The organism is Streptomyces sp. NPDC057428, assembly GCF_042803195.1.
GTDB lineage: Bacteria > Actinomycetota > Actinomycetes > Streptomycetales > Streptomycetaceae > Streptomyces.
Window position 1 is genome coordinate 1 of the sequence record NZ_JBHVCT010000056.1, and the last position, 25,611, is coordinate 25,611.

The window sequence follows — 25,611 nt, forward strand, 5'->3', positions numbered from 1 at the left end:
CCGTGCTGCCGGGCGTACGGGCAGCACGACACGCCGTGGCACGCGGCATGACGCAACCGCTCGACGTATCTGATCCGTGGACGACATTCACATGCGTGGACACGCTAAGAAGTTTCGGCCGATCGCGTCAAGTGTCGCGCCGACTCCGCCGGTTCGCCCTGGGGTTGGGTGTTCCTGTCTTGACCTGCGCCGCGAGGCTGCCTTAGCGTGGCGGCGTTCAGAAATATGGACATCGATCATAGTTGTGCACGCCTGAATCTGCTCAGGGAGCGCCCGTGACCTCAGCCCCCCTCGCCGCCCGGCTCACCGACGCCGCCGGGCCGCTCTTCTTCCCCGTCACCGCGTACGGGCCGGACGGCTCCGTCGACCTCGACGTCTTCCGTGCGCACGTGCGCAAGGGCGTCGATGCCGGAGCGGCGGCCGTCTTCGCCTGCTGCGGTACGGGCGAGTTCCACGCGCTGACCCCCGAGGAGTTCCAGCTCGTCGTCGCCGCGGCCGTCGAGGAGACCGCTGGGCAGGTGCCCGTCGTCGCGGGGGCCGGCTACGGGACGGCGCTCGGGGTCCGCTACGCGAAGCTCGCCGAGGAGGCGGGCGCGGACGGGCTCCTGGCCATGCCCCCCTACCTCGTCGTCGCCGGTCAGGAGGGACTGCTGGCCCACTACGCCGCGCTCGCGGCCGCCACCTCCCTGGAGACGATCGTCTACCAGCGGGACAACGCCGTCTTCACCCCGGAGACCGTCGTCGCCCTGGCCCGGATCCCCGGGATCATCGGCCTCAAGGACGGCTGCGGCGACCTGGACCTGATGCAGCGCATCGTCAGCGCCGTACGCACGGGGCTGCCGGGCGAGGACTTCCTGTACTTCAACGGGCTGCCCACCGCGGAGCTGACCGGGCTCGCCTATCGGGGTATCGGCGTCACCCTCTACTCCTCCGCCGTCTTCGCCTTCGCCCCGGACATCGCACTCGCCTTCTACCGGGCGCTGGAATCGGGGGACGACGACCTGGCCGACGGACTCCTCGACCACTTCTACCGGCCGCTGGTCGAACTGCGGGCCAAAGGCCACGGTTACGCGGTGTCCCTCGTGAAGGCCGGCGTCCGGCTGGAGGGCCTGGACGTCGGGCCTGTGCGTACCCCGCTCACCGAACCCCCGGCCGCCCACGTCGGGGAGCTGGGCGCGATCATCGCGAACGGCCGCGCCCTGCTGGAGAAGTACTCGGCACGGGAGGCGAAGTGAGGGCCTCCGCCTTCGTCTACCCCTGGGACGTCGTCGGGGATCCGCGCGCCGGAGCCCGGCTGGCCGGGCTCGGCGTCGAGCAGGTGACTCTCGCCTCGGCCTACCACTCCACCAGGGCCCTGACGCCGCGGCATCCCGGGCGGAGGATCGTCACGGCCGAACACGCGGCGGTGCTCTACCGGCCCGACACGGCCCGCTGGGCGGGGCGCGAACTGCGCCCGTTCCCGCAGTCCTGGGTGCCGGGTGACGACCCGTACGCCGAGGCGGCCGAAGCCCTGACGGACGCCGGGCTCCAGGTGCACTCCTGGGTGGTCCTCGCCCACAACTCGCGGCTGGGGGCCGAGCACCCCGACACCTCGGTCGTCAACGCCTACGGGGACCGTTACCCCTGGGCCCCCTGCATCGCCCGGCCGGCCGTCCGCGACTACCTGGTGGAGCTGGCGGCGGAGGCCGCCGTACGCCCCGGGACGGCGGGCACCGAACTCGAGTCCTGCGGCTGGTACGGCTTCGCGCACCTGCACGCCCACGACAAGACCACCGGGGTCGCTCTCGGGGACGCCGCGCAGTACCTGATGTCCCTCTGCTTCTGCACCGACTGCCGGACCGGTTACGGCTCCGCCGGGCTGGACGCCGACGAGCTGCGGGCCGCGGTGCGACGGGCCATGGAACCGGTCTGGGCCGGCCCGGGGGCCGACGGGTCCGGATGGACGGCGGTCGAGAAGCTGCTCGGCCCCGCCCTCGCCGACGCCACCCTGCGGTGGCGCGGGCACGCCGCCCGGAGTCTCCAGGAGGCCGTCGTGGCAGCGGTGCGAAGCGCCGCGCCCGGACCCGGCTTCCAGGTCCTGCTGCACGCCGATCCGGCGCCGTACCGCACGGGCGCCAACGCCGGCACGGAGCCCTCGCACATCCTCTCCACGGCGGACGGCGTCGTGCTGCCCTGCACCGGCGGCGACGCGGCCCGCGAAGCGGTCCTGGCCCCCTTCACGGGACTGTCCGGAGTGCTGGCCGCGAACTTCAACGTGGTCACGGGCATGGGCGGCAGCCCCGGCACGCTGGCGGCCGACGCCGCCCACGCGGCCTCGCTCGGCGCGACCGAACTGCGGCTCTACCACGCGGGCCTGGCCTCCGGCCCGGACCTGGAGGCCGTCACAGGCGCCTTGTCCGCGGTTCGCGGCGGCTGATCGCCCGGACAGCCCGCCATCGGGCGCGGGACCCGCCGAGCGACCGGGGACCCGCGCCGCGCCGTTCCCGTGTCCACGGGGCGTCCGGAAGCCCGCCGTGAAGGGCCCGCAGGGAACTCTGACTCCCGTGCGCGAGGCGCTCAAGACGCTCGACGGTACGGGACTCGTCGTCATGAGCCGGTACAAGGGTGCGACCATTCCCCGACGACGAAGACGGGGGTGACGCGGCGTGAAGGACCGGCTGGACCTGACACACCAGCACCTCGACGAAAGGCCGGTCCGCATGGACCTCTCCCCGCTGAAATCGGCCTTCGCAGACGTTGTGGCGATCCCGGTGACCCCGTTCACCGAGGACGGGACCATCGACGTCCCGGCACACCGCGCGCTGCCGCGACGGCTTCTCGACGGCGGCGTCCGCGTCGTCACGCCGAACGGCAACACCGGTGAGTTCCACGCGCTCACCCCTGACGAGCGGCGCACTGTCACCGAGCTCACCATCGAGGAGGCGAGCGGGCGCGCCACCGTGCTGGTGGGCGTCGGCCACGACGTGCCTCCGGCCGTCGCCGCCGCCGAGCACGCCAGGGACACCGGGGCGCAGATGGTGATGGAGCATCAGCCGGTGCACCCGTACGTCTCGCAGGACGGCGGGGTCGACTACCACCGGCCGAGGCCGTGCCGGAACTCGGGGTCGTGCCGTACATCCGCAACCCGCTGCTCGCCGGTGAACGGCTCGCCGAACTCGCCGACAGCTGCCCCAACGTCATCGGCGTCAAGTACGCCGCTGGTCGTACACGTACGACCAGCGTGGCCGTAAAGCCAGCTCGACAGATCCGGACCTGCTTCACGACGGGCGCCCTGGGCTCCTGCGGTGCGACGGCACTCAACGTCGCGTCGAGTCTCGTCGGCGGTCTGGCCGGCAAGATGCTCAGCAAGTACGCCCTCAGGTGAAAGAAGGGCGCCTCTCTCGTCAAGAGGCTTTGGGGCCTCGGCGACAAGCTGATCAGCGGGCTCAAGGACTGGTACAGCAACTCGAAGCTGGCCCGGGCACTGGGCGGTTCCTGCAAGGTCGCCGACAGTTTCACCCCCGGAACACGGGTCCTGATGGCCGACGGCACCTCCAAAGCCATCGAGGACGTCGACATCGGTGATGAGGTCCTTGCCACGGATCCGGAGACGTGAAAGACCGTAGCCCGCAAGGTCACGCGACGGCCCCCGTCCGGACTGCACTGGTCAGCCGGTCAGTGCAGTGACCGGCCGGGTGACCGGCGCGGTCGCCGGAGCGCTTCGAGCGTCGGGTTCGGGTCGGTTGCTCGGGTCGGTCCGCCGAATCGCGGCCAGGAGGTCGGCAAGGTGTTCGAGTTCGGGCAGGAGGCCGGGCGGTCGAGGACCTCGCCCGTTGCGCTGTCGACGCTGGTGCGATGCCCGGTGAGCCTGGCGCGGCGCTCCAGCGTCGAACGTCCTGCCGCCGAGGCGGTGACGTCCGCTGGGCAGGTCGGGGTTGTGAACGCTGGCGACGGACGCGAAGCGGCTGGAACGGTTGCGGAGTACGGGAGTTGGAGCTGTGCGGGCATGCGGGACGGGGCCTTTCGGCAGGAGCGCGGATGCGGTACGGCTCGGGGTGGCGTGGGCAGGCCGAAGGGTCCGGCTCACAGGGGAACGGGGCGCCTCGTACGGGGACGTCCGGGGCGGCGACTGGGCGGCGTTCCTGCGGTGCACGCTGCTGCCTTACGCCTCACCGGGCGGCAGCGAGGTGGGCACGGCGGTGGCCCGGCAGGAGCTGGCCGACCTCCGCGCTCGCGTCGAGGTCCTGGAAGCAGGCACCGGCGAGCCCGCCCGCTGACCCGGCAGCCCAGGTGTGCGTTCAGATTTTCTCTACGAGGTTCAAGGCGGGTCCGCCCGCCAAGACTGGCCGCCGTCGCCGACAAGCCCCGCCGTTTACTCCCATGATCAGGCGCAACTGGAGGCACCAAGCTATCGCCTACGACCGTCCTACGGCCGGATCGCAGGCAAGGGTCGACCAGGGGGCCGACCCTTCACGTGCGTCGCGCAGGCTCACCGAGGGCGCTGGCCGGCACCACGCCAGCGGGGGTGAACCTCTGCCGATCCAGCTGCCCCAGGCCGCAGGGTCGTCCTACACTGCTGGCGTGACCGCTGCATACGACTACGAGGACATGCACCACCTGGTGGACCGGCTCACCCCGACCCAGGTGCGACGCCTGCGCCTGCTCGTCACCCAAGACGAGGAACTGTCCCAGGTCGCCCAGTCACTACCGGCGGTCGACGCGAACGAGGACGAGGAGTCGGTCCCGGCCGGGCTGCTGGCCCTGATCGGCAGCGTGAACGGCCCAGAGGATCTGGCTGAACGGCACGACGACTACATCCGCGAGCGGATGCGCAAGCGCTTCGGCGACTCGGCGTGATCGCCACGGTCCTGGACACCGGACCCCTGGCTGCGGCATTCAACGCGGCCGACCGGCGCCACCCGGAGTGCGCCTCCCTGCTGACGTCGCTGACCGGCCGCCGTCTGCTGCCCAGCCCGGTCATGACCGAGGTCTGCTGGCTCCTGGAGCGCTGGCCCCAGGTCGAAGCGGCGTTCCTCGCCGAGGTCGCACGGGGAACATTCGAGCTGGTCCACCTCACTCCCACCGACCTGACGCGCATGGGTGAGCTGGTCCTCCAGTACGCCGACTTCCCGCTCGGCGGGGTCGACGCCTCGGTCATCGCGGTGGCCGAGCGCTTCGGCGTGGACCGAGTAGCCACCCTCGACCGGCGGCACTTCAGCGTCGTCAAGCCCGCCCACGTCCCCGCGCTGACACTCCTGCCGTAGCTCGATCCGCGGTCTATACCGCTGACGGCAGTACTGACGGCAACAAGCGCGGACACCAGGCGTAGCACACGTACTGGTGTGCTGGCGGGCGCTACGCCGGTACTCGTTCCCAATTGCAATTGGGAAGCGTATAGCGACGCCAGCGCGGACGCGCACTACGACAAGCATGTCCTCCGGCGGGGGACAATGCCCGAGTCAGTCCTTCAGGGCCGCCTTCATCATCTTCTGGGCGATCGGCGCGGCCAGACCGTTGCCGCTGACCTCCGAGCGGGCCGAACCCGAGTCCTCCACGACCACCGCCACGGCGACCTGCTTGCCGGTGGAACGGTCCTTCGCGTACGAGGTGAACCAGGCGTACGGGGTGTTGCTGTTGTCCACGCCGTTCTGCGCGGTTCCCGTCTTGCCCCCCACCTCGGCGCCGGGGATCCGCGCGTTGGTGCCGGTGCCCTTCTCCACGACGGTGACCATGGCGCTGCGGAGCTGTTCGGCCGTGGACGCCTTCACGACCCGCTCGGTGTCGCCGTCGGCGAAGTCCTCCAGGGTGGAACCGTCGGCGTCCGTCACCTTGGAGACCATGTGCGGCGCGGCCAGCTCGCCGCCGTTGGCGAGGGCCGCCGAGACCATGGCCATCTGCATGGGGGTCGCGGTCACCTCGAACTGGCCGATGCCGGTCAGTGCCGTCTGCGCCTTGTCCATGCCGGTCGGGTACACGCTCTGCGCCGCCCGCACCGGCACGTCCAGCTTCTCGGTGTCGAAGCCGAAGGCGTCCGCCATCGCCTTGACCTTGTCCTGGCCGAGGTCGGCCGCAGCCTTCGCGAAGACGTTGTTGCAGGAGTACTGGAGAGCCGTCCGCAGCGTCGCGTTCTCGCAGGGGGCGGAGGCGCTCTCGTTCTTCAGGACCGTGGACGTGCCCGGCAGGGTGTACGGGTTCGGGCTGTCCGTCGGCTGGTCCACCGAGTCGTACAGGCCGTTCTCCAGCGCCGCCGAGGCCACCACCAGCTTGAACGTCGAGCCGGGGGCCAGCGGTTGCCGCAGTGCCCGGTTGACCAGCGGCTTGTCGTCGGCGTCCAGCAGCTTCTGCCAGGCGTCGCCGTCCGAAGTGCCGCTGATGTCGGAGGGGTCGTACGACGGTGAGGAGACCATCCCGAGGATCCGGCCGGACTCCGGGTCCATCGCGACGGCAGCCCCCCGGTCGTCGCCCAGCGCTTCGGCTGCGGCCTTCTGCACGCCGGGGTCGATGGTGGTCAGCACGTCACCCGGGGCCGTCCGCTTCCCGGTGATCAGATCGGTGGGATTCTTGAGCCGGTCGTCGGTGCCGTCGAGCACATGGCTGTAGATGCCCTCCAGTTGGGTCGCGCCGTACGTCTGCGAGCTGTAGCCGGTGACCGACGCGTACAGCTCACCCTCGTCGTAGGTGCGCTTGTAGCGGAGGTCGCCGCCGCTGGTCTCCTTCGAACCGGTGACCGGAGAACCGGCCACGATGATGTCGCCGAGCGGCTGCGCGTACCGCGCGATCGTGTTCCGCCGGTTGTGTTCGTCGTCTGCGAGCGCCTTGGCCTCGTATCCCTGCACCCAGGTCGCGCGCACCAGCAGTGCGAGAACCATGAGCAGGCAGAAGACCGAAGCGCGCCTGATCGTCTTGTTCATCCCGATGAGGGACGAACGAGGCCGTCGGGGCCGTTCCCGTTCGTGTCCCTTCTCACCGCTTTTTCACGTTCGGTCCCAGGACCCCGCAGGGGCCTCCGCTCAGGCGTCGAGCCGCAGGATCGCCTCGTCGGTCTCCTCGCCCCTGGCTTCGGCGTATCCCCGGTCCGTACCGGTCACGGCGAACCCGCACTTCTGCAGGACCCGCAGCGAACCGGCGTTGTCGGCCGCGGCCCGCGCGTGCAGCGGTCGCTCCGGTACGAGGTCGAGCAGCGCCCGCAGCGCGGCGGTCGCCAGCCCGCGGCCCCAGTGCGCCCGGTCGATCCAGAAGGTGACCTCGCGCTCGTCCGGCGGTCCGTACACGCCGGCGCTGCCCACGACCGCTCCGTCGGCGAGCACGGTGCGGATGGTCACGGTGTCGGCGGATCGGATGCGCTGCCAGTGGGCGTTGAACATCGCCCGGTCCGACGGGTCGGCACTGGTGAAGGCGGCCATGCGGACCGCCTCGGGGTCGCTCGTGAACTCGAAGAACAGGGGCAGATCGCCGTCCCGCACCTCGCGCAGGGTGACATGCATGTCGTCAGAGCCTCCGGGTGGCGAGGGTGAGCCGGTCGCGGGCGTCGAAGAGGGCGTCCTTGACCATCTGCTCGTGGGCGGGCGTGAGCCTGGCGACCGGCACCGAGCAGCTGATCGCGTCGCGTGCGGGTGTGCGGTAGGGGATCGCGACGCCGAAGCAGCGCAGTCCGAGGGTGTTCTCCTCGCGGTCCACCGCGTAGCCCTGCTCGCGGACGACGTGCAGCTCCTCGATCAGCTTCTCGCGGTCGGTGAGGGTGTGCTCGGTCAGGGCCGGCAGCGTCTCGGGGAGCATCTTGCGGACCTGCTCGTCGCTGTGGGTGGCCAGCAGGGCCTTGCCGAGCGAGGTGGAGTGGGCGGGCAGCCGGCGGCCGACGCGGGTGAAGGGGCGTAGGTAGTGCTGGGACTGCCGGGTGGCGAGGTAGACCACGTTCGTGCCGTCCAGCCGTGCCAGGTGGATGGTCTCCGTGGTGTCGTCCGAGAGCCGGTCCAGGGTGGGGCGGGCGGAGGCGACGACCTCGTCGCCGTCGATGTACGACGTCCCCACGAGCAGGGCGCGCACGCCGATGCCGTAGCGCGTGCCCGTCGCGTCTGTCTCCACCCAGCCGAGCTCCACGAGCGTGCGCAGGAGCATGTAGAGGCTGGACTTGGGGTAGCCCACGGCCTCCTGCACGGCGGCCAGCGAGTGCATACCGGGGCGCCCCGCGAAGTATTCGAGGAGCTCCACCGTCCGAACAGCGGACTTGACCTGTGCTCCACCAGACTCGGCAACCGACATGCCTCATGCCCCTTCCAGCCGTCCTGTACGGCCTCGCTTGTACGACCCTGCGACTTCTTGCCAACACCGAAGACCCGGAAATAGAGTTCCCGTGTATTCACGATCAGGAACGCTGTTCAGAATACCGAACAACTTCCCTCGTGTGGCAGTGGACCGGAAGGAAACACGGTGGCAGCAGCACCAGTCTGGAGCGTCGACCCCCGTACGGGGAACCCGCGCGAGCAGGTCGCGGTGGAGGCTACAGCGGAGGAGGTCGACCGTGCCGTCCGGGCGGCGCACGCCGTGCGCGGCACGCTGGCCGACCGCACCGTGCGCGCCGCCTTCCTGCGCACCGCAGCGGATCTCCTCGCGGAGGCCCAGGAGCACGTCGTCGAGGCCGCCGACGCGGAGACCGCGCTCGGGCCGGCCCGGCTGACCGGCGAACTCGCCCGCACGGCGGCGCAGTTGCGAGCCTTCGCGGAGGTCGTCGAAGAAGGCGCCTTCCTCGACATCCACATCGACCACGAGGACGGCAGCAGGACCCCGCCCTGGCCGGACCTGCGCCGCTACAAGATCCCGCTCGGCGTCGTCGCCGTCTACGCGGCCAGCAACTTCCCGCTCGCCTTCTCCGTCCCCGGCGGCGACACCGCGAGCGCGCTCGCCGCGGGCTGCCCGGTCGTCGTCAAGGCACACCCCGACCACCCGGCCACCTCCGAGCTCTGCGCGTCGATCCTGCGCAGGGCGGCGGCACGCCACGGCCTGCCCGAGGACGTCCTGACCGTGGTGCACGGCTTCGACGCGGGCGTCGAGCTGGTCAAGCACCCGCTCGTCTCCGCCGCCGGCTTCACCGGCTCGATCCGCGGCGGCCGGGCCCTCTTCGACGCGGCCGCCGCCCGCCCCGCCCCGATCCCCTTCCACGGTGAGCTCGGCTCCCTCAACCCCGTCGTCGTCACCGAGGCCGCCGCCGCCGAGCGCGCGGAGCAGATCGGTGCCGGCCTCGGCGGCTCGATGACCATGGGCGCGGGGCAGTTCTGCACCAAGCCCGGATTCGTGTTCGCACCGTCCGGAGCGGCGGGCGACCAGCTGCTCAAGTCCCTGACCGAGACGGTCAGCTCCACCGGCGCCGGGGTCATGCTCGACCACCGGATGCGCGACGCCTTCGTCCACGGTGTGGCCGAGCGGGCCGCCCTCCCGGACGTCGAGGCCCCGGTCACCCCGGGCGCGGGCGGCGAACACACCGTCTCCCCGGGCTTCCTCACCGTCCCGGCGCAGCGGCTCGCCCAGGAGGGCCCGCACGACGCGCTGCTGGAGGAGTGCTTCGGCCCCGTCACGGTCGTCGCGCGTTACGACTCGGCCGACGAGATCACCTCCGTGCTCTCCCGCCTGCCGGGCAACCTCACGGCCACCCTCCACATCGCCACGGAGGAGGCCGACGGGAGCGCGGCCGCACTGCTGGCCGAGCTCACCCCACTGGCCGGGCGCGTCCTGGTCAACGGCTGGCCGACGGGCGTCGCCGTCGCCCCCGCCCAGCACCACGGCGGCCCCTATCCGGCCACCACGTCCACCTCCACCTCGGTGGGCGCCACCGCGATCGAGCGCTGGCTGCGCCCGGTCAGCTACCAGACGACGCCCGAGGCCCTGCTGCCCCCGGAGCTGCGCGAGGACAACCCGCTGGGGCTGCCGCGCCGGGTGGACGGGCGGAGCGCATGACCACCGTCGAGATCCCCGAACTGCCCTTCGGTCTGGAGCCCTACGGCCCCGACGGCGGCTGGATCTACGAGAACGGCGTGCTGAGCGGCTCCGCCGGCGCGAAGCAGGACCGTTTCGTCCCGCCGGGTGGCGAAACTCTGGAGCCCGCCTCCGACGCGCCGCGCCTGCTGGGCGCGGTGCCGGAGGGTGACTTCCAGCTGATCGCCCGGGTGCGCGTCGGCTTCGCCGCGGCGTTCGACGCGGGCGTGCTCTACCTCCACGTCGGCGAGCGGGACTGGGCGAAGCTCTGCCTCGAACTCTCACCGGAGCGCCCCACGGTCTGCACCGTGGTCACCCGTGGTCAGTCCGACGACGTCAACTCCACCGTCGTGGACGGGGACACGCACTGGCTGCGGCTCAGCCGCACCGGCGGCGCGTTCGCCTTCCACGCCTCCGAGGACGGCGAACGCTGGACCTTCGTCCGCGTCTTCACCCTGGGGGCGGAGCAGGAGCGCGCCGCGGCCCGCATCGGCTTCCTCGCCCAGTCGCCCACGGGTGACGGCTGCGCGGTGTCGTTCGACCGGATCGCCTACCTGCCCACCGGCCCCGCCGACCGGCGCGACGGCAGCTGACCTGCGGTACGCGGGATCGGCACGCTCAGGGGCCCGGAGTCCGAGAGGACCCGGGCCCCTGCGTCGCTCAGCCACAGGCGGTCACCCCGCCCCGGCCGCGTACCGCACGAAGTGCGCCCAGCGGGCCGGGGAGACGATCAGGTGGGGGCGGGTGACGTCCTTGGAGTCGCGGATGAGGATGGAGTGCGGGGTGGTGGCGACCTCGACGCACGCACCACCCTCGTTGGAGCTGTGGGTGCTCCTGACCCAGACGAGGGGCGTCGCCGTGTCCGCAGAGCCATCCATACTCATGCCGCTCCCAGCAACTCCTCGATGGCAGTCAGGGAGTCGGGCGGGTTGAGCGCCTGCGCCCTGATGCTGCCGTAGCGTGCCGCCAGGATACGGACTTCGTCCGGATCGGTGACCAGCCTGCTGACGTTCTGGACCTCCAGATAGGCCACCTGCGTGCGGCCCTTGGGCGTCAGGAGGATGAAGGGGCCGCCCAGACCCGCGTGTTCGTCGATCACGGTGGGCATGACCTGAAGTTCCAGACTGCGCAACCGCCCGAGTTCAAGAAGCTTTTCCAGTTGCCCCCGGTGCACCGCAGCGCCACCGATGGGCCTGCGCAGCACCGATTCCTCGATGATGCACGTCAGAATCGGTGCGGGCCAGCGGGTCAGCAGCTCCTGCCGCCCCAGTCGCGCTGTGACCCTGAGGCCGATCGTCTCCTCATCCAGGAGCGGCTTGCGCATCGCGAACAGGGCACGCGCGTGCTCCTCCGTCTGCAGCAGGCCAGGCACGACATGGCTGCCGTATTCATGGACCTCCACCGCATCCGCCTCCAGCCGCGCGTAGTCCCGGAACCACGCCGGATGCTTCACCCGCGCCCGGGCCTTCGCCCGCGTCACGTCCTCCTTCGCCGCGCGCAGCAGCCCGCCCGCCCCCAGTAACTCGTCCGCCGCGTCCAGGAACTCCGGCTGCGCCGTGCGCCGGCCTCGCTCCAGGGAGCGGATGAGATCCTCGCTGTATCCCAGCCGCTCGCCCAGCTCCCGCTGGGTGAGGTCCGCCCGCTCCCTGAGCAGCCGGATCTGGCTGCCGACCACCCGGAACAGGTCCGACGCCGCTTCGTCCGATCCGTCGTCGTCGCGGACCGCGCTCTCCAGAACCACCGGTACCTCCGGTACCCGCCGCCGTGGGTACCGGTACACGCTCGTCACGTACCGCGATCACCCCCGGTAAGCGTACGGTCACGGGGCCACGCTGAGTGGCGTGAAGAGCGAATCCGTACACCTCGGTATGCAACAGGCAGTGGTTAAGGCCCCGCAGTTCACGCAGCTGCTCAGCGCCACCCGGCGAGGTGCCCGGCTCGGGCGCCTGCTGACGGTGGAGCAGCTCGTCGCCTGGGGGTGGTTCCGTGACGGCGACTCCACCCACGCCGCCGCTCTCGTGGTCGCGGAGCTGGCATCCAACGCCGTACGGCACGGGCGCCTGGAAGGGCGGGGCTTCCGGCTGACGCTCGTGCGGCTGCCGGGCGCTGGGCTCAGGATCGAGGTCACCGACCCGCGCGGGGAGCGCCTCCCCGTCCGTTCCGCGAGTGGTCTCGGAATGGTGGTCGTGGACGCACTCGCGGCGGACTGGGGCGTACGGCCTTTCCCGCCGTCCGGGAAGACCGTGTGGGCCGAGATGTCGCGGGAGGCACCGGGACGCGGCCCCGAACGGCTGGCGGGCGGGTGAGGCGGGGCTCAGTGCCGGACCAGGCCACCGACCGGGACGGCGGCGACATGGCCGGTCGCGGGGACGGCGCGGGCCAGTGCGAGGCCGATGTCGACCAGTGAGGAGCGGCCGAGGCGGGAGACGTCGACCACGGGGGTCCAGGCGGGCTCCACTGTCGCACCGCCGGGCTCCGGACGTAGCCGGCCGCCTGTGACGCGGACCTGGTAGAAGATGCCGATGTTCTGGAGTCCGGGGCGGCCGGACACGTGCCGCTCGGCGGCGGGGACCACCCGGGAGTCGACCCCCAGCAGGCGTTCCACCACAGTATCCAGGCCTGTCTCCTCGGCCACCTCGCGGATCACCGTGTCGAACGGATCCTCCGCGTGCTCGACCCGCCCGCCGGGCAGGGTCCACGTCCTCAGGCCGTCCGGCTGCACGGACTGCGAGAGGAGCACTTGTCCGTCTTCGATGCACACGGCGTACGCCGCCAGTCGCAGGTCCATTCCGGGAGGCTACGCGCCCGCCCGACCGTTCCGGCCCCATCGCCCCACCGTTCGGAGAGACCCGCCGGTCACGGGCCCGCGCACGGGGAATCAGCAGGCCGGGCCGTACGTTGAAGCGGCGACGGAGGCCCCCTCCGCACGGATACCGCAGAGCTGAGAGTAGAAGAGTCATGCGCGTCGAGATCTGGGGCGACATCGCCTGTCCCTGGTGCTACATAGGCAAGGCCCGCTTCGAGAAGGGCCTGGCGGGGTTCGCCCACCGTGACGAGGTCGAGGTGGTCCACCGCTCCTTCGAGCTCGACCCCGGCCGCGCCAAGGGTGACACCGAGAAGGTGATCGACATGCTGGCGAAGAAGTACGGGCGCACCCCCGAGGAGGCCCGGGGCATGGAGGCCAACGTCGCGGCGAACGCGCAGGCAGAAGGGCTCGGCTACCGCAGCGAGGGGCGCGACACCGGCAACACCTTCGACATCCACCGGCTCCTGCACCTCGCCAAGGCCCGCGGGCGCCAGGACGAGCTGCTGAGCCTGGCCTACCGGGCGAACTTCGCCGAGGAGCGCTCGGTCTTCGACGACACGGTGCTGGCCGACCTGGCCGTCGAGGCGGGCCTCGACGCCGACGAGGCGCGCGCGGTGCTGGCCGACCCCGAGGCGTACGCGGACGATGTGCGGGCGGACGAGCGTGAGGCGGCCGAGTTCGGCGCCGACGCTGTGCCCTTCTTCGTGTTCGACCGGCGTTACGGGATCTCCGGCGGCCAGCCGTCCGAGGTCTTCGTGCAGGCGCTGGAGCAGGCGTGGAAGGACCGCGAGGTCAGCGCTCTCATCCCGCTCGGCGAGGACGGCGCCGTCTGTGACACGGACGGGGCCTGCGAGGTCCCCGCGAGCGGCGCCCAGGTATAAGTACTTCTTGGAACCGCCGCTCAACACGGCTTGATTGACGCCGGATTGGGCGGCGGTCAGGCTGGAGGCATGAAGACTCCCGCGATCGACCAGGTCACAGCCGCCGAGTTCGCCCCTGAGACGACCTATCTCAATACCTCCAGCTGCGGGATCCTGCCCCGCCGGGCCGTCCAGGCCGTCAAGGCGCTGGCCGAGGACAACGCGGCGGGCCGTCCGGCCGGTGCGGGCAGTTTCGAGGCGGTGGACGCGGCCAGGTCCGGTTTCGCCCGGCTCGCCGGCGTCGGACCGGACCGGGTCGCCGTCGGCGGCTCCGTCGCCGCCCACGTGGGCATCGTCGCGGCTTCGCTGCCCTCCGGCGCGGAAGTCCTGGCCCCAGAAGGGGAGTTCAGTTCCGTCGTGAGTCCGTTCGCGGTGCGCGGCGATCTGAAGATGAGGTACGTCCCGCTGGATGAGCTGGCCGATGCCGTCCGCCCCGGTACCGCGGTCGTCGCCTTCTCCTGCGTCCAGTCCGCCGACGGCCGGATCGCCGACCTGGACGCGGTCCGCGCGGCCGCCACCGCGCACGGGGCCCGGACGCTCCTCGACGCGAGCCAGTCGGCGGGCTGGCTTCCGCTGGACGCGGGGGCCTGGGACTACACCGTCACCGGCGGCTTCAAGTTCCTGCTGTGCCCACGGGGCACGTCGTTCCTGACCGTGACCGAGGAGGCGCAGCCGGCCCTCCCGTCGCTCTACGCGGGCTGGGTCGCCGCCGAGGACCGCTGGAACAGTACGTACGGCCCGGTCGGGCAACTCGCCGTCGACGCGCGGCGCTTCGACTCCGCGGTGGCGTTCTTCGCCTACCACGGAGCCGAGCAGTCGCTTGGCCTGCTGCACGAGATCGGGGCGGACGCCCTGTATACCCGTGCGACCGGGATGGCCGCCAGGTTCCGCGAAGGGCTGGCGTCGATCGGACACGAGGCGGTGCCCGGCGACTCCGCCGTCGTCGCGGTGCCCGGTCTGGGCGACCGCGAACCGGAACTGGCCACTGCGGGGGTCGTGATCTCCGCCCGGGCGGGGAATCTGCGGGCTTCCTTCCACCTCTACAACACCGAGGCCGACGTCGACCGAGCGCTGGACGTGCTCTCCGGCTGAGCCGGCGGCCGCACCGGGCTCTCGCCGGGTCTCGGGCCGGTGGCGCACGCCGGTCACCCACCTCGCGCCGGCACCCGCCCGGGCCCCAGGAACCGGACACCGCGGCCCGGAAGTCCCAACGGCCCGCGTGGCAGACTGCCGCCGTGGACGACGACACGACGCGGGGCGCGGCCCGAGGCTCGACGGACCGTACGGCGCACGGCATACGGATCAGGCCGGGCGGCCCGGCGGACGCGCCGGCCATCCTGGACATGCTCGACTCCGCGGTGGCCTGGATGAACGCCCGCGGCAACACCGAACAGTGGGGCACGACCCCGTATTCGCGGATACCCGGCGGCACCGAGCGCGTCCAGCGCTACACCACGGTGAACTCGCCGTACGTCGCCGAACTCGACGGCGTACCCGCCGGGGCCCTGGTGCTGGACTCCGGGCCGAGCCCGCAGATGCCGATCGCGGCGGCCGGGGAGCCGGAGCGGTACGTACGCCTGCTGGTCACCGACCGGCGGCACGTGGGTCTGGGGACCGGGGCGGCCCTGCTGGCCCACGCCGTGGAGGAGACCCGGCGGGCGGCTGTCGGCCTGCTGCGGGTCGACTGCTGGGCGGGCGGGGGAGGCGAACTGGTCGCGTACTACGAACGCAACGGCTTCGCGCCCACCGACACCTTCCTGTCCGGGACATGGCCGGGGCAGGTGCTGGCCCGGCGGGTCCGCTGAGACGGCCCGGCGTGCGGCGGGGGCCGGTGTACCCAGCCCCCGCCCGGTTTCCGTGTCGCTGACGGCTACAGGGGTGCGCCGTGCCACTTCCACGAGGTGACACGGTCGCGGCCCGGCAGGTCGGCACGGCCGGTGGACCAGAGCAGCACGGCCCACCGGTCCTCGTCGTCCGGGGCTTCGGGGAAGAGCCGGGCCAGTACCCGGTCGCAGAGGTCCTGGGGCGGGGACCAGGAGAGCGACAGGCCGGAGGCGACGTCGTGGGTGTGCACCAGCGTCTCGACGACGCCCATCGCGGCGAAGCCCTCCGGGTCGGAGAGCCCGAACACGTGGTGGGAGCGCACGTGCGAAGGGGTCGTCCGCACCATCGCGGTGAGCAGGGCGCCACTCGTCTCCAGTGTCTGGAGCAGCCCGGAGGTTCCCGCCTCCGGGTTCGCGAAGATCGAGTTCCGGGGACCGCCCTCGCGCTCGGGCGCGTACCGGTACGGCACCTCGCGGTCCGGCGGAGGTGTACGCCCGCCGAGCTGGACGGCGTACGCGAAGAGGTCGTCGCTCAGATGCTCCACGGTCTCCCAGCAGTCCCACTCCAGCGTTCCCGCCGGGATGTGCCAGTCGTCCGCCGGGGACTCGGCGAGGGTGTCGACCGCCAGCCGCACCGCCAGCGTCACGTCGTCGGCGGTGACCGGCAGCCGGGCTCCGGTCAGCGCGGCGCGCTCCGGCGCACCGAGCTCCACACAGAACTCGTTGCCCTCCGGGTCGGCCAGCGTGGCCCAGCCCCTGCCGTTGGGCTTGCGGTGGTCGCCCACCAGCGTGGCCCCCAGCGCGAGAAGCCGCTCGACCTCCTCGTCGCGGGTCCGGCCCTCGGGGCGCAGGTCCAGGTGGACGCGGTTCTTGGTGCTCTTGGGTTCGGGCACCGTGATGAAGAGCAGCGCGGCACCCGGCGTCTCGACGAGTGCCTCGGGGTCACCGGGCTCGTCGTCGTCGGACACGGAGGAACCGAGCACCGCGGCCCAGAAACCGGCGAGCTCGTAGGCGTCGGCACAGTCGATGGTGATGTGCTGTACGAGAGATGTCATGGGCCCACCCTCTCCGGCACCGGGTGCTCCGGTCCAGCGAGTTGAACGCCCCGGGCGCCGAGGGCGGGGCGGCACGCGGAAGGGGCGGAACGCGATGCGTCCCGCCCCACCTGACCGTCGTACGCGCCTACCCCACCGGGGTGAAGTCGCGCGCCCCGATGAACTCGGGCCGGCGTACCGGAGCCGCGAAGGGCTCCTGCGCCGTGTTGTCCACGCTGTTGAACACGATGAAGACGTTGCTGCGCGCGTACGGGGTGATGTTGTCCCCCGAACCGTGCATGCAGTTGCAGTCGAACCAGGTCGCCGAACCGGCCTTGCCCGTGAAGAGCTTGATGCCGTGCCGGTCGGCCAGTTTCGTCAGCGATTCGTCGGACGGGATGCCGGCGTCCTGCATCTGCAGGGACTTCTTGTAGTTGTCCTTCGGCGTCTCGCCCGCGCAGCCGACGAACGACTTGTGCGAGCCGGGCATGATCATCAGCCCGCCGTTGGTGTCGAAGTTCTCGGTCAGCGCGATCGAGACGGACACGGTCCGCATGTTCGGCAGGCCGTCCTCGGCGTGCCAGGTCTCGAAGTCCGAGTGCCAGTAGAAGCCCGACGCCCCGAAGCCCGGCTTCACGTTGATCCGCGACTGGTGGACGTACACGTCGGATCCGAGGATCTGGCGGGCCCGGCCGACCACGCGCTCGTCGCTGACGAGCTTCGCGAAGACCTCGCTGAGCTTGTGCACCTCGAACACGGATCGCACGCTCTGCGACTTCGGCTCGATGATCGAGCGCTCGTCGGCGCGGACACCGGGGTCCGAGATGAGGCGCTCCAGCTCCGCCTGGTAGACGCCCAGTTCGCCGGGGGTGACGATCTGGTCGACGGTGAGGAACCCGTTCTCCTCGAAGCCCTGGAGATCCTTGACGGAGACAGGTCCCGGCGTGCCCGGCGCGGACCAGATGACCGGGTCCTGGCGGGGAGTGGTCATCTCGGCGGCGCCGCGCGAGGGGTACAGGTCGGTGCGTACGTCGGTGGTCATGGTTCAGCCCTCCTCTGTCAGCAGCGGGTATACACCGTTCTCGTCATGGTCCTCCCGTCCGGTGACGGGGGGGTTGAAGACGCACACGCAGCGGAAGTCGGTCTTCGGCCGCAGCGTGTGGTGCTCGTGTCCGTCCAGCAGGTACATCGTCCCGGGGGAGATCCAGTGCGTCTCGCCGGTCTCGTCGTTGGTGAGTTCGGCCTCGCCCTCGGTGCACAGAACGGCCTCGATGTGGTTCGCGTACCACATCGACGTCTCCGTGCCGGCGTAGAGCACGGTCTCGTGCAGCGAGAAGCCCACCTTCTCCTTGGCGAGCACGATGCGCTTGCTCTCCCAGGTCCCTGAAGCGGACTTGATGTGCCGGTCGGTGTTCTCGATGTCGCTGAAAGATCGGACGATCACGGTGGGATGGTGCCTTTCTCTTCTGTCCTGCTCAGTGGTGTCTTCCGCGGGGGTGTACCCCGCTCAGGCGGTCTCACGGACGGACCTGGCCAGCGTGCGCAGGCCCTCGTCCAGCTCCTCGGGGGTGATGGTGAGCGGCGGCAGCAGCTTCACGACCTCGGACTGCGGGCCGGATGTCTCCAGCAGCAGACCCAGCTCGAACGCGCGTGCGCAGACGGCGGATGCGCGCGCCGGGTCGGTGAACTCCAGGCCCCAGACCAGACCGCGGCCACGGAACTGCGCGGTGGCCTCCTCGCCGCAGATGGCGAGCAGCGTCTGCTCCACCTGCTGGCCACGGGCCAGGGTCTGCTTCTCCATCTGGCCGTCGGCCCAGTACGCGTCCAGCGTGGCGGCGGCGGTGACGAACGCCGGGTTGTTGCCGCGGAAGGTGCCGTTGTGCTCGCCCGGCTCCCAGATGTCCAGCTCGCCCTTGAAGAGGCAGAGCGACATGGGCAGGCCGTAGCCGCTGATCGACTTCGACAGGGTGACGATGTCCGGGACGATGCCGGCCTCCTCGAAGGAGAAGAAGCCGCCGGTACGGCCGCAGCCCATCTGGATGTCGTCGACGATCAGGAGCATGTCCTGGCGGTGGCACAGTTCCTGCAGCGCGCGGAGCCACTCGGCGCGTGCGACGTTGATGCCGCCCTCGCCCTGCACGGTCTCCACGATCACGGCGGCGGGCTTGTTGAGCCCGGATCCCTGGTCCTCCAGGAGCCGCTCGAACCAGAGGAAGTCGGGGACCTTGCCCTCGAAGTAGTTGTCGAAGGGCATCGGGGTGCCGTGCACCAGCGGGATGCCGGCGCCGGCCCTCTTGAAGGCGTTGCCGGTGACGGCGAGTGAGCCGAGCGACATGCCGTGGAAGGCGTTGGTGAAGGAGACGACGGACTCGCGGCCCTTGACCTTACGGGCGAGCTTCAGCGCCGACTCGACGGCGTTCGTGCCGGTCGGGCCGGGGAACATCACCTTGTAGGGCAGGTCTCGGGGGCGCAGGATGACGTTCTCGAACGTCTCCAGGAAGGCCCGTTTGGCAGTGGTCGCCATGTCCAGGCCGTGGGTGATGCCGTCGCGCTCGATGTAGTCGATCAGCGCGCGTTTCAGCACCGGGTTGTTGTGGCCGTAGTTGAGCGATCCGGCACCGGCGAAGAAGTCCAGGTAGGAGTGGCCGTCCTCGTCCGTGAGCCGGGCGCCCTGCGCGCGGTCGAAGACCGCGGGCCAGCTGCGGCAGTAGCTGCGTACTTCCGACTCAAGGCTCTCGAAGACACTCAGTGCGGGCGGGGTGATGGTCACAGCGGATCTCCTGCTCGAGGGGGGTGTGACGGGCGGCGGGTCAGGCATGCCCCGGGAAGCCGCGCCCGGGCGGGGCGCGAGGGGCGACGGGAGGCCCTAGAAGGGGCCGATGCGGTAGAGCACTTCCGGCAGGTGCGTTCCCTCGGGGAACAGCGCGCCGTCGAAGAGCACCTCGTGCGCCACGGGCACGTCGTGCCGCTGGGCGAAGGAGGTGAACAGCCGGTCGGAGGCGGCGTTGTCCGGCGTGATGGTCGTCTCGACGGAGGCAAGGCCCTGCTCGGAGGCGACACGGGCGGTCAGCGCGTCCAGCAGCTTCGCGGCCAGTCCCTTGCCCCGGTGGGCACGGTCGACGGCCACCTGCCAGACGACGAGCGTCTCGGGGCGGTCGGGGCGGATGTACCCGGTCACGAAGGCGATCGGGTCGCCGTTCTCGTCGCGGGCGACCACGGAGGTCGCCGCGAAGTCACGGCACCACAGCAGGTAGCTGTACGAGGAGTTCAGGTCGAGCACCTCGGAGTCGCGGGCGATGCGCCAGATCGCGGCTCCGTCCTCCACTCGTGGGGTGTCGATTCTGAGGAATTCGCTTCGGGCACTTGCAAAATCTGCTGGTGCGGCGGTCATGAGAATTGAATTTACCCAGCAAAAATCAAAATTGCATCGCCGGAAGGGGTTGGGTCAGCGGGAGGGCTGTGTTATCAGGCGGGCGTGGATCGGCTTCGATCGGGCGAAAATTTGTGTGTTCTTGTCCCGAATTTATCGGTCATAACGGAACCGATGTGGGGTTGGTCACATCGTTGTAACCCCCACGACACGCGGCCGGATTGCAGGATCCACCCTGTGCGAACTTCCGCGTTTAAGAATGCGAAGAGCGGGAAGAAGAATGCGGGGAGCTGCCCGGAAAGGCAGCTCCCCTTTCTTTCGGGTCAATTGGGCCGAACGGGTGAAATAAGTGAATTCAGTGGTTGGGCCAGGTTTCCCGGACGGCTTCGCGGGCAGCATGCAGGTCGGTCTCCCGGCCCGCGTCCGCCAGCGCGGCCCCCAGGGCGGCCAGTGAGGACACCACCGCGTCACGGGTCGCCTCCGCGCCGTAGTGGTTGACCCGGATCATCTCCTTGGCGAGCGCCCCGCCGCCCGCGATCAGCGGCAGCGAGGGGTCGGCCGCCAGGGCCCGGGCGACCAGGGCCGAGGCGTCGACACCGGCCGGGGCCCGAAGGGTCGTGGCGACCGGCGCCGCGTCCCGGGCGTCGTGGACGTACGGCGCCAGACCGCCGCCGAGCGCCGTGGCGCCCGCACGGGTGGCCGCCGCCGCCGACGCGTGCCGCGCGGTCACGGCGTCCAGACCGTCCGCATCGATCCGTTCCAGGCAGGCCTCCAGCGCCAGCATCTCCAGCTGTGCGGGGGCGTGCGGCAGCGCCGCGCGGCCGCCGTCGATCCAGCGGGCCTTCCAGTCGAGGAGCGAGAGGTAGGACTGCCGTGGAGCCCGCGGGTTCGCGGCCATCCGCTCCCAGGCCCGCGCGCTCACGGAGACCGCCGAGACGCCGGCCGGCCCGCCCATGGCCTTCTGCGCGCCGATGACGCACAGGTCCACGCCCCAGGCGTCGGGCAGCAGCGGCTCCGCGCCGACCGACGCGACGGCGTCCAGCATGAACAGAGCGCCGTGCGCGCGTACGGCCTCACCGATCTCGGCGACGGGATTGGTGTTCCCGGTCGCCGCCTCGGCGTGCACCAGCGACACGAAGTCGATCTCCGGGTGCTCGGCCAGCGCCCGCTCGACCTGCTCGGCGGTGACCGCGGAGTGGAACGGGACCTCGAGGTCGACGACCTCGGCGCCGCAGTCGCGCAGCCAGTTGCCGAAGGTCTGGCCGTACGGCCCCGTGACGACGTTCAGCGCGGTCGAGCCGGGACGGGCACCGCCCCGGATGCAGCCTTCGAGGGGCAGCAGCGCCTCGCCCTGCATGATGACGACGTCCTGCTCGGTGTCGAGGAGGCCGGCCACCCGCCGCTCGATCGCCGCGAAACGTGCGGCGGTGAGCGGGGCCAGGTCGAGGAACGGGTGCGTCACGGTGGTGCTCTCTTCGGGTCGGCCGGTGCGCGGTCAGCGCCTGCGTCGAGGGTACCCAGCGCCTCCCGGAGCCCCGTCGGGACGGCCTCGTACAGTGCTGTGCATGAGTGATCACGAGGTGGCGCCGGTGCTGCGGATCAAGGGGCGGGTGCTCGTCGGACCCGACGAGGTGAGGGACGGGCTCTGGGCCGTCGACGGTCGCGTCACCTACGAGAGGCCGCCGGGCGCGGACGACGCTGAGACGCTCACCGGGTGGGCGCTGCCGGGCCTGGTGGACGCGCACTGCCACGTCGGACTCGACCACCAGGGGCCCGTCGACGCGGCGACCAGCGAGAAGCAGGCCCTTTGCGACCGGGAGGCCGGCACGCTGCTCATCCGGGACGCGGGATCGCCCTCCGACACCCGGTGGGTGGACGAGCGCGTGGACCTGCCGAAGATCATCAGGGCGGGCCGCCACATCGCCAGGACCCGTCGCTACATCCGTAACTACGCGCACGAGATCGAGCCCGGCGATCTGGTCGCCTACGTCGCACAGGAAGCGCGCCGCGGTGACGGCTGGGTGAAGCTCGTGGGCGACTGGATCGACCGGGACGCCGGGGACCTGACCGCGTGCTGGCCCCGAGGCGAGGTCGAGGCCGCGATCGCCGAGGCGCACCGGCTCGGCGCCAGGGTCACGGCGCACTGCTTCGCCGAGGACTCCCTCCGGGATCTGGTGGAGGCCGGCATCGACTGCATCGAGCACGCGACGGGGCTGACCGAGGACACCGTGCCGCTCTTCGTGGAGCGCGGCGTGGCGATCGTCCCGACCCTGGTGAACATCGCCACGTTCCCGGACATGGCAGCGGGCGGCGAGGCCAAGTTCCCCCGCTGGTCCGCCCATATGCGGCGGCTCCACGCGCGCCGCTACGACACGGTGCGCGCGGCGTACGACGCGGGCATCCCGGTCTTCGCCGGTACGGACGCGGGCGGATCGCTGGCCCACGGGCTGATCGCGGACGAGGTCTCCGAGCTGGTGAAAGCCGGGATCCCGCCGCTGGACGCGCTCTCCGCCACGGCCTGGGGCGCGCGGCGGTGGCTCGGACGCCCGGTGCTGGAGGAGGGCGCCCCCGCCGACCTGGTGCTGTACGACGAGGACCCGAGGGGCGACGTGAGGGTGCTCTCCGCCCCTCGCCACGTGGTGCTCAACGGGAGGGTGACGGGCTGATGGGGGTTGACCCCGGTCGGGGCGTCGTGTTGACCGGCGGTGACTCCTGGTCCCGACTCTCGTTGAAGTATCTCGCCCTCGCGGGTCGTGGAGGGGTGACGGGCTCTCCGGGCGGGCCGGAAGGATGACGCCGAGGAACTCCTGTGCCGCTAGATTCGAACACGTGGGCGAAAACCCCCCTTTGGGGTGAACTGGCGTTAGGTATCCACCAGTTCACTCTTCGTGCGTAAAGATTCACGGAGTCGAGGCCACCGGTGCCCGCGATGTCCCCCATTGGACGGCGCCGGCGGCTCCATGTCTCATGTGGGGGTTCCACCATCTTGAACAGCAACACCTTCCGCCTGGCCGCCCTGGCGGTCGCCGCGGCTCCCGTCGCCCTGCTTGTCGCCGTCCCCGCGCAGGCAGCCACCGCGACGGCCCCGGCCACACCGGGAGGCGGTCACGGCAAAGCGAGCGCGGTCGTGCTGCGCGCCGGGCTGGACGTCTCACTCCTGAACAAGTCGGTCCAGGTTCCGCTCCGGACCAGCCTCAACGAGGTGCACGCGCCGGCGAGCGCGGAGAAGACGGCTCTCAGCGTGGAGCTCGACGGAGCCGAGAAGGGCCGCCCCATCCACCTGCTGAAGGCGGACGTGGCCACGGCGGACGCCACGGTGGACGCGCGGAAGGCCGAGGGGTACACGAACCTGGCCAAGGCCCGCGTCCATGTGCCGGGACTGCCAAGGCTGTCGCTGATCGAGGTCGAGAAGGTCACCTCGAAGGCGACGTGCCGGGTGGGCAGGACGCCGGTCGCGGAGTCCAACGTCCTCGGGCACGTCTCGGTGCTCGGCAAGAGGATCCGGCTGACCTCCGGCGGCACCACGGAGGTCGACGTGCCGGGGGTCGGCGAGGTGACGCTCGACCTGTCGAAGACCGAGACCACCTCGCGGACGGCGGCCGCGACGGCGCTGCGGCTGCGGGTGTCGGTGAACCCGCTCGAGCTGAACGTCGCCGAGGTCGAGGGTGAGGTCACGCTCGCCGAGGCGACGTGTGAGACGCCGAAGGGCGGCGGGTCGCACAACGGGGGCCAGGACAACGGCGGTTCCGGCAACGGCGGTTCCGAGGACGGTGGTTCGCAGAACGGGGGATCGGGCGACGGGGGCGAGGACGGCGGCAGCGGTGGTTCGACGGGCGGCTCCACGACCGGCTCCACGGCCGGTAACGGCGGCTCGGGTGACACGGGGGGTTCCGGTGACACGGGAGGGAGCGGCACGAGCGGGAGCGGCACAGGCGGCAAGGAGGAACCGGTCGACGTGAAGCCGCAGACCGGTGCCGACCCGGTCCAGGCCGCCGGCACGGGCGATCTCGCCGAGACGGGCTCCAGTTCCTCGACGCCGTACATCGCGGGCGGCGCCGCCGTTCTGCTGGCGGTCGGGGCGGGTGCCACCGTCGTCGCGCGCAGGCGGGCCCAGGGCTGACCGTCCCCCACCCGGGCGCTCCCAGGGGAGAGCGGTGTTCGCAGGACGGAACACCGCTCTCCCCTGCGGGGGTGATGGGAGTCAGCCCGCGGCTCTTCGGGGCAAGCCCTGCAAGGCCAGGTCGAGGGCCTGCAGGAACCGGTTGGTCGTGACACGGTCGCGCACGGCGAGCCGCAGCCAGTCGCTGCCCAGCCCCGGGAACGTGTCCCCGCGGCGCGCCGCGAAGCCCCGCGAACGCAGCAGTGCGCGCACCTCGTCCGCGCGCTCCAGCCTCAGCAGCACGAACGGCCCCGCGGCCGGCTCCACGACCGTCAGCTCGCCGAACTCCGCCAGGCCCGCAAGCAGATGCGCGCGGTCCACCGCGATCCGGTCCGCCGCGTCCGCCGCCTCGACCAGCGCGCGCGGGTCCATGCACGCCTCGGCGGCGGCCAGCGCCGGAGAGGACACCGGCCACAGCGGCTGCGCCTCATGCAGCAGGGCGGTCGTCGCGGGATCGGCCAGCACGTAACCGATCCGCAGGCCCGCCAGGCCCCACGTCTTGGTCAGGCTCCGCAGTACGACGAGACCGGGGATGTCCTGACGTGCGCACAGGGCCTCCCGCTCGCCCGGGACGACGTCCATGAACGCCTCGTCCACCACCAGCGTCCGCCCGGGCCGTGCGAGTTCCTCGAGCACCGCGGCGGGATGGAGCACGGAGGTCGGGTTCGTCGGATTGCCGACCATCACCAGGTCCGCGTCCTCGGGCACGGCCGCCGGATCGAGCCGGAAGCCGTCCTCCGGGCGCAGCAGCACCCGCCCCACCTCGTGACCCGCCGCGCGCAGGGCGGCCTCGGGCTCGGTGAACTGGGGATGCACGACGACCGGCCGGCGGGCGGGCAGGGCGCGCGCGATCAGCACGAACGCCTCGGCGGCGCCGGCCGTGAGCAGGACCCGCTCCTCGGGCAGACCGTGCCGAGCGGCCACCGCCGTACGGGCCTGCCGCCCGTCCGGATAGGAGGACAGGGAACCGAGCGAAGCGGCGATGCGCTCGCGCAGCCAGTCCGGGGGTGTGCCGGTCCGGACGTTCACTGCCAGGTCCGTCAGATCCAGGCCGCGTGTCTCCGCGTCACCGTGGTGCCGCAGATCGGGCCCGGTGTTCTCGATGTGCTTCGTGGGGGGGAGCATGGCAGCCATGGTGGACGGCGGGGCGCCATTCGTCGATGCCCGGGTTTTGGACATCGGGTTCCGGCGGGCCACCGCACAGGTCACCGACGCCGACTTCCGCTTGGGTACCAGCAGTTCATCCGCGCTCAGGAGCGCGGCTGCCTCGGCGACCGACCCGGTGGCCACGGCGGCACGGGGTGCGGCCGATGGATGAGGCACCGGCACCGCGGCCAGCTGCTCCGCCGTGTACGGGCGCAGCGGCACGCCCAGCCGCGCCGCCGCGCCGGCGACACCCGGCTCGTCCGCTCTGGTGTCGAGGGTCGCCAGCTCGACCACGTCCGTCGCCGTGAGGCCGGCCGCCTCCAGCGTCCCGCGGATCAGCCCGAGCACCGCCTCCGCGGAGGCGCCCCGGCGGGCACCGACACCCACGACGAGCACGGACCGGGTCAA

The 25,611-nt window shown here is 71.4% G+C and carries 28 protein-coding genes and 1 pseudogene; 16 read left to right on the forward strand and 13 right to left on the reverse strand.

Annotated features, from left to right (window positions below; translation table 11 throughout):
* The first annotated feature begins 275 nt into the window (after positions 1-275).
* From ACFU5K_RS21130 to ACFU5K_RS21165, 8 genes and pseudogenes are all read left to right on the forward strand, one after another.
* On the forward strand, positions 276-1,235 hold the full coding sequence (locus tag ACFU5K_RS21130) for a 5-dehydro-4-deoxyglucarate dehydratase (RefSeq protein ID WP_384063879.1): 960 nt from the start codon (positions 276-278) through the stop codon (positions 1,233-1,235).
* Complete coding sequence (locus tag ACFU5K_RS21135; RefSeq protein WP_384063882.1) at positions 1,232-2,416, forward strand: hypothetical protein; 1,185 nt, start codon at positions 1,232-1,234, stop codon at positions 2,414-2,416. The genes ACFU5K_RS21130 and ACFU5K_RS21135 overlap by 4 nt, the downstream gene beginning before the upstream one ends.
* Positions 2,417-2,699: 283 nt before the next feature.
* Positions 2,700-3,193 (forward strand): annotated as a pseudogene (locus ACFU5K_RS21140) (dihydrodipicolinate synthase family protein); the annotation flags it as partial.
* 27 nt (positions 3,194-3,220) lie between these two features.
* Positions 3,221-3,364 (forward strand): hypothetical protein, encoded by a 144-nt coding sequence (locus ACFU5K_RS21145; protein ID WP_384063990.1) that lies wholly within the window; start codon positions 3,221-3,223, stop codon positions 3,362-3,364.
* Between the two features lie 99 nt (positions 3,365-3,463).
* Positions 3,464-3,595, forward strand: a complete 132-nt coding sequence (locus ACFU5K_RS21150) for a Hint domain-containing homing endonuclease (RefSeq protein WP_384063982.1) — start codon at positions 3,464-3,466, stop codon at positions 3,593-3,595.
* A gap of 439 nt (positions 3,596-4,034) precedes the next feature.
* Positions 4,035-4,256 (forward strand): hypothetical protein, encoded by a 222-nt coding sequence (locus tag ACFU5K_RS21155; protein WP_384063993.1) that lies wholly within the window; start codon positions 4,035-4,037, stop codon positions 4,254-4,256.
* Between the two features lie 304 nt (positions 4,257-4,560).
* Positions 4,561-4,836: a hypothetical protein gene (locus ACFU5K_RS21160; protein WP_384063884.1), complete on the forward strand. Its 276-nt coding sequence runs from the start codon at positions 4,561-4,563 to the stop codon at positions 4,834-4,836.
* Positions 4,833-5,243, forward strand: a complete 411-nt coding sequence (locus ACFU5K_RS21165) for a type II toxin-antitoxin system VapC family toxin (RefSeq protein ID WP_189897941.1) — start codon at positions 4,833-4,835, stop codon at positions 5,241-5,243. The genes ACFU5K_RS21160 and ACFU5K_RS21165 overlap by 4 nt, the downstream gene beginning before the upstream one ends.
* Before the next feature lie 195 nt (positions 5,244-5,438).
* Here the strand turns inward: ACFU5K_RS21165 and ACFU5K_RS21170 are convergent, their stop codons facing one another.
* From ACFU5K_RS21170 to ACFU5K_RS21180, 3 genes are all read right to left on the reverse strand, one after another.
* Entirely contained in the window at positions 5,439-6,890 is a 1,452-nt protein-coding gene (locus ACFU5K_RS21170; RefSeq protein WP_384063888.1) for a peptidoglycan D,D-transpeptidase FtsI family protein, read from the reverse strand.
* A 99-nt stretch (positions 6,891-6,989) separates the two neighbouring features.
* Complete coding sequence (locus tag ACFU5K_RS21175; protein WP_384063891.1) at positions 6,990-7,463, reverse strand: GNAT family N-acetyltransferase; 474 nt, start codon at positions 7,461-7,463, stop codon at positions 6,990-6,992.
* A 4-nt stretch (positions 7,464-7,467) separates the two neighbouring features.
* Complete coding sequence (locus ACFU5K_RS21180) at positions 7,468-8,238, reverse strand: IclR family transcriptional regulator (protein WP_384063894.1); 771 nt, start codon at positions 8,236-8,238, stop codon at positions 7,468-7,470.
* Between the two features lie 168 nt (positions 8,239-8,406).
* On the opposite strand from ACFU5K_RS21180, the gene ACFU5K_RS21185 reads away from it, so the two are divergent.
* Together ACFU5K_RS21185 and ACFU5K_RS21190 are read left to right on the forward strand one after the other, a co-directional pair.
* The gene (locus ACFU5K_RS21185; protein WP_384063897.1) at positions 8,407-9,927 is read left to right on the forward strand and encodes an aldehyde dehydrogenase (NADP(+)); all 1,521 of its coding nucleotides are present in this window, start codon (positions 8,407-8,409) and stop codon (positions 9,925-9,927) included.
* The gene (locus tag ACFU5K_RS21190) at positions 9,924-10,538 is read left to right on the forward strand and encodes a DUF1349 domain-containing protein (RefSeq protein WP_384063899.1); all 615 of its coding nucleotides are present in this window, start codon (positions 9,924-9,926) and stop codon (positions 10,536-10,538) included. The genes ACFU5K_RS21185 and ACFU5K_RS21190 overlap by 4 nt, the downstream gene beginning before the upstream one ends.
* 81 nt (positions 10,539-10,619) lie before the next feature.
* Here the strand turns inward: ACFU5K_RS21190 and ACFU5K_RS21195 are convergent, their stop codons facing one another.
* Positions 10,620-10,829, reverse strand: coding sequence for a DUF397 domain-containing protein (locus tag ACFU5K_RS21195; RefSeq protein WP_384063902.1), 210 nt, complete (start codon positions 10,827-10,829; stop codon positions 10,620-10,622).
* Positions 10,826-11,686, reverse strand: coding sequence for a Scr1 family TA system antitoxin-like transcriptional regulator (locus ACFU5K_RS21200; RefSeq protein WP_384063905.1), 861 nt, complete (start codon positions 11,684-11,686; stop codon positions 10,826-10,828). Before ACFU5K_RS21200 ends, ACFU5K_RS21195 begins: the two co-directional genes overlap by 4 nt.
* A 100-nt stretch (positions 11,687-11,786) precedes the next feature.
* Between ACFU5K_RS21200 and ACFU5K_RS21205 the strand changes: the two genes are divergently transcribed.
* A complete protein-coding gene (locus ACFU5K_RS21205; protein WP_384063908.1) occupies positions 11,787-12,251 on the forward strand; it encodes an ATP-binding protein in 465 nt (154 codons plus the stop codon).
* 8 nt (positions 12,252-12,259) lie between these two features.
* Here ACFU5K_RS21205 and ACFU5K_RS21210 read toward each other — a convergent pair whose 3' ends face one another.
* On the reverse strand, positions 12,260-12,733 hold the full coding sequence (locus ACFU5K_RS21210) for an NUDIX hydrolase (RefSeq protein ID WP_384063911.1): 474 nt from the start codon (positions 12,731-12,733) through the stop codon (positions 12,260-12,262).
* 170 nt (positions 12,734-12,903) lie between these two features.
* On the opposite strand from ACFU5K_RS21210, the gene ACFU5K_RS21215 reads away from it, so the two are divergent.
* The 3 genes from ACFU5K_RS21215 (at position 12,904) to ACFU5K_RS21225 (ending at position 15,476) form a co-directional block, all read left to right on the forward strand.
* On the forward strand, positions 12,904-13,632 hold the full coding sequence (locus ACFU5K_RS21215; RefSeq protein ID WP_384063914.1) for a DsbA family oxidoreductase: 729 nt from the start codon (positions 12,904-12,906) through the stop codon (positions 13,630-13,632).
* A gap of 69 nt (positions 13,633-13,701) precedes the next feature.
* Complete coding sequence (locus tag ACFU5K_RS21220; protein WP_384063916.1) at positions 13,702-14,763, forward strand: aminotransferase class V-fold PLP-dependent enzyme; 1,062 nt, start codon at positions 13,702-13,704, stop codon at positions 14,761-14,763.
* A gap of 251 nt (positions 14,764-15,014) precedes the next feature.
* Positions 15,015-15,476: a GNAT family N-acetyltransferase gene (locus tag ACFU5K_RS21225; protein ID WP_384063985.1), complete on the forward strand. Its 462-nt coding sequence runs from the start codon at positions 15,015-15,017 to the stop codon at positions 15,474-15,476.
* A 65-nt stretch (positions 15,477-15,541) separates the two neighbouring features.
* Here ACFU5K_RS21225 and ACFU5K_RS21230 read toward each other — a convergent pair whose 3' ends face one another.
* The 6 genes from ACFU5K_RS21230 to ACFU5K_RS21255 all read right to left on the reverse strand — a co-directional run bounded on the left by ACFU5K_RS21230 (position 15,542) and on the right by ACFU5K_RS21255 (position 21,360).
* Complete coding sequence (locus ACFU5K_RS21230; RefSeq protein ID WP_384063918.1) at positions 15,542-16,549, reverse strand: VOC family protein; 1,008 nt, start codon at positions 16,547-16,549, stop codon at positions 15,542-15,544.
* Between the two features lie 127 nt (positions 16,550-16,676).
* Positions 16,677-17,570 (reverse strand): ectoine hydroxylase, encoded by an 894-nt coding sequence (gene thpD, locus ACFU5K_RS21235; protein WP_384063921.1) that lies wholly within the window; start codon positions 17,568-17,570, stop codon positions 16,677-16,679.
* A gap of 3 nt (positions 17,571-17,573) precedes the next feature.
* Positions 17,574-17,972, reverse strand: a complete 399-nt coding sequence (locus tag ACFU5K_RS21240) for an ectoine synthase (protein ID WP_327119886.1) — start codon at positions 17,970-17,972, stop codon at positions 17,574-17,576.
* Between the two features lie 63 nt (positions 17,973-18,035).
* Positions 18,036-19,298 carry a diaminobutyrate--2-oxoglutarate transaminase gene (gene ectB / locus ACFU5K_RS21245; protein WP_384063923.1) on the reverse strand — a complete coding sequence of 421 codons (1,263 nt, stop codon included), beginning with the start codon at positions 19,296-19,298 and terminating at the stop codon, positions 18,036-18,038.
* 96 nt (positions 19,299-19,394) lie between these two features.
* Positions 19,395-19,919, reverse strand: a complete 525-nt coding sequence (ectA, locus tag ACFU5K_RS21250; protein WP_384063925.1) for a diaminobutyrate acetyltransferase — start codon at positions 19,917-19,919, stop codon at positions 19,395-19,397.
* A gap of 334 nt (positions 19,920-20,253) precedes the next feature.
* The gene (locus ACFU5K_RS21255) at positions 20,254-21,360 is read right to left on the reverse strand and encodes a pyridoxal-phosphate-dependent aminotransferase family protein (protein ID WP_384063928.1); all 1,107 of its coding nucleotides are present in this window, start codon (positions 21,358-21,360) and stop codon (positions 20,254-20,256) included.
* A 103-nt stretch (positions 21,361-21,463) separates the two neighbouring features.
* Here ACFU5K_RS21255 and ACFU5K_RS21260 point away from each other — a divergent pair, with 103 nt between their 5' ends.
* Both ACFU5K_RS21260 and ACFU5K_RS21265 read left to right on the forward strand, forming a co-directional pair.
* Entirely contained in the window at positions 21,464-22,564 is a 1,101-nt protein-coding gene (locus tag ACFU5K_RS21260) for an amidohydrolase family protein (RefSeq protein ID WP_384063931.1), read from the forward strand.
* A gap of 320 nt (positions 22,565-22,884) precedes the next feature.
* Positions 22,885-24,018, forward strand: a complete 1,134-nt coding sequence (locus ACFU5K_RS21265; protein ID WP_384063933.1) for an SCO1860 family LAETG-anchored protein — start codon at positions 22,885-22,887, stop codon at positions 24,016-24,018.
* A gap of 81 nt (positions 24,019-24,099) precedes the next feature.
* Here the strand turns inward: ACFU5K_RS21265 and cobC are convergent, their stop codons facing one another.
* Complete coding sequence (gene cobC, locus ACFU5K_RS21270; protein ID WP_384063936.1) at positions 24,100-25,611, reverse strand: Rv2231c family pyridoxal phosphate-dependent protein CobC; 1,512 nt, start codon at positions 25,609-25,611, stop codon at positions 24,100-24,102.

Bases quoted from the DNA above. Each gene is read 5' to 3' on its own strand.
- ACFU5K_RS21170 (WP_384063888.1), bottom strand. From the start codon at position 6,890: ATGAACAAGACGATCAGGCGCGCTTCGGTCTTCTGCCTGCTCATGGTT.
- ACFU5K_RS21175 (WP_384063891.1), bottom strand. From the start codon at position 7,463: ATGCATGTCACCCTGCGCGAGGTGCGGGACGGCGATCTGCCCCTGTTC.
- ACFU5K_RS21180 (WP_384063894.1), bottom strand. From the start codon at position 8,238: ATGTCGGTTGCCGAGTCTGGTGGAGCACAGGTCAAGTCCGCTGTTCGG.
- ACFU5K_RS21190 (WP_384063899.1), top strand. From the start codon at position 9,924: ATGACCACCGTCGAGATCCCCGAACTGCCCTTCGGTCTGGAGCCCTAC.
- ACFU5K_RS21195 (WP_384063902.1), bottom strand. From the start codon at position 10,829: ATGAGTATGGATGGCTCTGCGGACACGGCGACGCCCCTCGTCTGGGTC.
- ACFU5K_RS21210 (WP_384063911.1), bottom strand. From the start codon at position 12,733: ATGGACCTGCGACTGGCGGCGTACGCCGTGTGCATCGAAGACGGACAA.
- ACFU5K_RS21215 (WP_384063914.1), top strand. From the start codon at position 12,904: ATGCGCGTCGAGATCTGGGGCGACATCGCCTGTCCCTGGTGCTACATA.
- ACFU5K_RS21220 (WP_384063916.1), top strand. From the start codon at position 13,702: ATGAAGACTCCCGCGATCGACCAGGTCACAGCCGCCGAGTTCGCCCCT.
- ACFU5K_RS21225 (WP_384063985.1), top strand. From the start codon at position 15,015: ATGCTCGACTCCGCGGTGGCCTGGATGAACGCCCGCGGCAACACCGAA.
- ACFU5K_RS21230 (WP_384063918.1), bottom strand. From the start codon at position 16,549: ATGACATCTCTCGTACAGCACATCACCATCGACTGTGCCGACGCCTAC.
- thpD (WP_384063921.1), bottom strand. From the start codon at position 17,570: ATGACCACCGACGTACGCACCGACCTGTACCCCTCGCGCGGCGCCGCC.
- ectA (WP_384063925.1), bottom strand. From the start codon at position 19,919: ATGACCGCCGCACCAGCAGATTTTGCAAGTGCCCGAAGCGAATTCCTC.
- ACFU5K_RS21260 (WP_384063931.1), top strand. From the start codon at position 21,464: ATGAGTGATCACGAGGTGGCGCCGGTGCTGCGGATCAAGGGGCGGGTG.